Origin of the sequence: Chitinophaga sp. (assembly GCF_036569185.1) — a bacterium.
Taxonomy (GTDB): Bacteria; Bacteroidota; Bacteroidia; order Chitinophagales; family Chitinophagaceae; genus Chitinophaga.
On sequence record NZ_DATCRD010000415.1, the window covers coordinates 1 to 5,097 of the forward strand.

The following is a 5,097-nucleotide window of genomic DNA, read 5'->3' on the forward strand; positions in this document are numbered from 1 at the left end:
TACTCGCTTATATCTCCTCAAATCATTTAAAATCAAAAAAAATCAAATCAGCGTAATCAGCGAAATCATCAAAATCCTGAGTCAGACAAAATCCGCGTCGGCGGAGGATTCAGCGTCAGGTTCTGCCGCTGATGCCAGTAAGGATAAATGGTAGGTATTTCACTGGCGGCATCCAGCTTCTTCACCTGTTCGGTGCTGAGGTTCCAGCCGGTAGCGCCCAGGTTCTGGATCAGCTGCTCTTCGTTACGGGCGCCTATGATAATGCTGGAAACGGTAGGCCGTTGCAGCAGCCAGTTCAGGGAGATCTGCGCTACTGTTTTACCGGTTTCCGCGGCTATTTCATCCAGCGCATCAATGATATTATAGAACACTTCATTGTTTACCACCGCTTCAGGCACTGGGCTGCCTCCCTGTGCTATCCGGGCATTTTGCGGCGGCGGACTGTTACGTCGGTACTTGCCTCCAAGCCTCCCTGCCGCCAGGGGCGACCATACAATAGCTCCCACTCTCTGATCGATACCCAGCGGCATCAGTTCCCATTCATATTCGCGGTTGACCAGGGAATAATATACCTGGTGCGCTACATAACGGTTCCACCCGTACCTTTCTGCAATGGCCTGGGATTTCATCAGGTGCCAGCCGGAGAAGTTAGAAGCGGCAATGTAGCGTACCTTCCCGCTCTGCACCAGGTCGTCGAGGGTGCGCAATGTTTCCTCTATGGGCGTGTTGCCATCGAAACCATGCATATGGTAAATATCGATATAGTCGGTTTGCAGCCGCTTTAAACTGCCTTCTACCTGCCGCAGCAAATGAAAACGGGAAGAGCCCTGGTTGTTAGGACCTTTACCGAAAGGGAAAGTAGCTTTGGTGGAAATGAGCAGCTGGTCCCTTTTCCCCGCAATGGCTTTCCCCAGGATCTCTTCCGAAAGCCCGTCGGAATATATATCGGCCGTATCAAAAAGATTTACACCCGCATCCAGGCAAAGGTTTACCATACGTGTGGCTTCTTCCGCCATGGTGCTGCCCCATGCCTTGAAGAAATCATTGCCCCCGCCAAATGTGGCGGTACCAAAACTAAGCACCGGTACCTGTAAGCCGGATGCTCCTAATTGTCTGTATTCCATCGGATAAATTTATAAAAGGGTTTTTATGAAAGTGTAAAGATCGGGGAATTGCGGAAACAGTGATTGGGTGATTTTAAATTTACTGTTATATTTGTGTAATTGGTTACGTAATTTATTACAATATGGAATTTTTCAATAAAACAGGCAAGGTGGCTGTTGGCAGCAGGCTGCGCATGCTTACGGAGAAAATAACGGAAGACGCCGCCCGGATCTACCGTTTATATAACATTGATATGCAGCCGAAATGGTTCCCCGTATTTTATGTGTTATCCGCCGGGGAGGAAAAAACTATTACGGCCATCGCAAAGGAGATCGGTCATTCCCATCCTTCTGTTAGTAAAATAATAGGGGAGATGAAGAAAAAAGGATTGGTAACAGAGAAAAAGGATAAGACCGACGGACGGAGGAATATGGTAAGTCTTACTAAAAAAGGACTGGAGATCAACACCCGTATTCAGGATCAGCTTACAGATGTAAACGCCGCTATAGAGGCCATCTCCGCCCAAACTACGCACGACCTGTGGAAGGCGATGGAAGAATGGGAATACCTGCTGGAACAGCAATCCCTGTTTAGCCGCGTGGTGGAAGCCCATAAAAAGAGGGAAGCCGGTAATGTAGTGATCGTGGACTATACCCCTGAATACAAAGCCGCTTTCAAAGCACTGAATGAAGAATGGATCTCCCGTTGGTTTAAAATGGAAGCGGCAGATCATAAATCCCTCGACCACCCCGAAGAAAACATCCTGAAAAAAGGCGGGCATATTTTAGTAGCGCTTTACAACGATGAACCGGTAGGGGTTTGCGCATTAATAAAGATGGACGACCCGGACTACGATTACGAAATGGCTAAAATGGCGGTATCTCCCAAAGCCCAGGGAAAAAGCATTGGTTTTTTATTAGGGCAGGCCATTATCGCAAAAGCCACTTCACTGGGCGCCAGGAATATTTACCTGGAAAGTAATACCATCCTGAAACCGGCCATCAGCCTGTATAATAAGCTGGGCTTTAAAAAAGTGACCGGCAGGCCCACACCATATGAACGTTGCAATATCCAGATGGAACTGTTGCTTCCCGCATGATTTCCCCGGCAGATGATTGGAGTTTATAGAAATGGAAATGTATATTAGAGCTTCGGATGAATGTTCAAAACATCATTCCACGTTATAAAAAAAATTTAAAAACTCAGATCATGACATCACCTGACTCCCTGGAACAGGAAGCCTTGAAAACCGCTAAAAACTCCGGTTCATCTGCCGCGTCATTACCCGCAAAATTTACAGAGAAAAAATATGTGATCACCCTCATATTCGTTACCTCGCTATTCATGTGCTGGGGTATTGCGTTAACGATGGGAGATGTGCTCAACAAACATTTCCAGAACGTACTTGGATTAACAAAATCACAATCCGGCCTGGTGCAGTTTTCCATTTTTGGCGCTTATGCGCTGATGGGGATTCCGGCAGGATTGTTTATTAAAAAGATGGGATATAAGAACGGCGTACTACTGGGGCTCACCCTGTATGCCCTGGGCGCCTTCCTGTTTGTGCCCGCAGCAAATGCAGCCTCTTTTGATATTTTCCGCATCGCCCTGTTTGTACTGGCTTGTGGTATGGCCACCCTGGAAACGGTAGCGCATCCGTTTATGGCCGCCCTGGGAGATCAGCGTACCAGCGACCAGCGCATCAACTTTGCACAGTCATTTAACGCCGTAGGCGCCATTGTGGGCCCTACCCTGGGATCTTATTTCCTGCTGAGCGCCGGTCATGATGCAGGCCAGGAGCTGGTGTCTGTAAAAACATTATACATTTATATAGGAGCCGTTATTGCGGCCATTGCTATTGCATTTGCCATGGTAAAGGTACCTGCGCTCACGGATCCGCACGACGGGCCATCAGATGTACCCGGCGCGGTGGCAGGACGTAAAAAATTATTCCAGCAAAAACACTTTGTATTTGCGGTGATCGCACAGTTCTTTAACGTGGCGGCGCAGGCGGGTACCTGGGCGTTTTTCATTAATTATGGCCATGAGGTAATGCATTTCTCTGATCAGAAAGCCGGTTACTTCATGACGGTTTTCATGGGCATGATGCTGGCCGGGCGATTTGTAGGTACGGCCCTGATGCGTTATATCGCTCCCAATAAGCTCCTTGCCGCATTTGCAGTGGGCAACATCCTGATGTGTATCCTTGTGGCGCAGGGCTGGGGCTGGGCTTCCTTCATCGCATTACTCATGATCAACTTCTTCTTCAGTATCATGTACCCGACTATTTTTAGTCTCGGGTTAAAAGACCTGGGCCCGCAAACACAACAGGCGTCTTCATTTATTGTAATGGGTATGTTTGGCGGCGCTATTTTCCCTTTCATCATGGGCCGTATTGCGGATACCAATATTGCTACTGCCTACTACCTGCCTATTGTATGCTACGCGGTTATTTTCCTGTTTGGTTACAGGCTGTATAAGCTCAGGTAAGTTATTCGTTTGGATATAAAAAGAAGGGGGTGTATCAGAAAGTATGATACACCCCCTTCTTTTTCAGGCACTTCCATTTTCCCCTTTATTCCCGCACATTTCTACTGCGATATAACAGCACCATAATACCGTCCAAAATTCCATTTACCCCAAATGGGTGGTTTTTTCGTAATATTAGTTTGTCCAATTTAGCTTTTTCGGGAATACTTCATTGTCAGTCAGCATTTGTAGAATATCATTCTGAGCTTGTGTAAAATTATGGTCGCAGGAATATTACCTAAGTAAATGGTTGAATCCTCACTGAAAACTATTACTACTCTACATATTTGTGCTCAATTTTTTATTCACCTTAAAAATTACATGTATGTCAAATGCTTTAACTTCCTGCGTTACTATCCCGGGAAAATCCAGGATCAATTCATGTTACCAGGACACTCAAAATGACACATTGAAATGGGTACAGAAATTTGACATGGCCCCACGATTTAAACCCCTTAGCTGGTATTCCAAAGCCAGGTTCGGATTCCAGGCTGCGCGGGAGTATCCCGATGCATCCTACGCCCAGGTGACCCTTGCCGGGGACCTGCTTTCCTGGCTGTTTACAGTGGACGACAGCTGCGACCGCGGCTCGGCAGACGAAGGAACTGCTTTGGAAATGCGCCGGCAGCTGGAAATATTTATCGCCATCCTCAGTGGTAAATATATAGAAGACAACAATAGTCTTAGCATTGCATTGAAAGATATACTCTACCGCTTCCGGGAAATAAGCAGCCCGTTTTTATACCGTAAATACTGTATGCATATGACAGATTATCTCAACGAATGTTTTTTTGAGATAGATATGCAGATCGACGGGCTCATGCCTTCTATCGACAGGTATTATAAAGAGCGGCCTTACACGGGTTTTTACATCATGTTCCCGCTGGTGGCCATCTTTGAAAAGCTGGACCTGCCCGATGAAGTATATGACCATAGCGTTATCCGGGAGATAGAGCTGATCCTGAACCTGCTGGGCTGCCTCTCAAACGACCTGCATTCCATAGCCCGCGAGGCCAAACTGGAGAAACCCGGGTTCAACCTGATCTTTATTGCACAAAAAGAATTGCACCTGGATTACGATGCAGCCGTGCAGTATGTGATCAATGAGCACAGAAAACACCTGCGCCGGTTTGAACAATTCCGCAGAGAGCTCCCTCACTGGGGCGAGTATATCAACGGGCAGGTAGACCGTTACATTAACGGGCTTTATACCATCGTAAGAGGATATGACGACTGGGCCGTAATAGATACCGGTCGTTACGGCAATATGTGATGCGGTAAATACTTCGCCAGTTCAAGATGCAGGTCGCTCATGAAAACCGGCTTTGTAATGAAGCCACTGGCGCCTGTTTGCAACATCTCCTCTTTAAGAAAGGCATCTCCGGAAACAATCACTATGGGGGTGCCTTTTAATGTGATATCATTTTTCACATATTGCAGCAGATCCCTGCCGCTGAACCCCGG

Annotated in this window: 5 protein-coding genes; 3 read left to right on the forward strand and 2 right to left on the reverse strand. The window is 47.0% G+C overall.

The window, feature by feature from the left end:
• Nucleotides 1–68: 68 nt before the first annotated feature.
• On the reverse strand, nucleotides 69–1,124 hold the full coding sequence (locus tag VIM72_RS30930; protein WP_332006656.1) for an aldo/keto reductase: 1,056 nt from the start codon (nucleotides 1,122–1,124) through the stop codon (nucleotides 69–71).
• 122 nt (nucleotides 1,125–1,246) lie between these two features.
• Here VIM72_RS30930 and VIM72_RS30935 point away from each other — a divergent pair, with 122 nt between their 5' ends.
• The 3 genes from VIM72_RS30935 (at nucleotide 1,247) to VIM72_RS30945 (ending at nucleotide 4,906) form a co-directional block, all read left to right on the forward strand.
• Nucleotides 1,247–2,203: a bifunctional helix-turn-helix transcriptional regulator/GNAT family N-acetyltransferase gene (locus VIM72_RS30935; RefSeq protein ID WP_332006657.1), complete on the forward strand. Its 957-nt coding sequence runs from the start codon at nucleotides 1,247–1,249 to the stop codon at nucleotides 2,201–2,203.
• 110 nt (nucleotides 2,204–2,313) lie between these two features.
• Nucleotides 2,314–3,594, forward strand: coding sequence for a sugar MFS transporter (locus VIM72_RS30940; RefSeq protein ID WP_332006658.1), 1,281 nt, complete (start codon nucleotides 2,314–2,316; stop codon nucleotides 3,592–3,594).
• 364 nt (nucleotides 3,595–3,958) lie between these two features.
• Entirely contained in the window at nucleotides 3,959–4,906 is a 948-nt protein-coding gene (locus tag VIM72_RS30945; RefSeq protein WP_332006659.1) for a terpene synthase family protein, read from the forward strand.
• On the opposite strand, the gene VIM72_RS30950 is transcribed toward VIM72_RS30945, so the two are convergent.
• A partial coding sequence (locus VIM72_RS30950) for a hypothetical protein (RefSeq protein WP_332006660.1) occupies nucleotides 4,891–5,097 on the reverse strand: 207 nt, incomplete at its 5' end. The genes VIM72_RS30945 and VIM72_RS30950 overlap by 16 nt on opposite strands.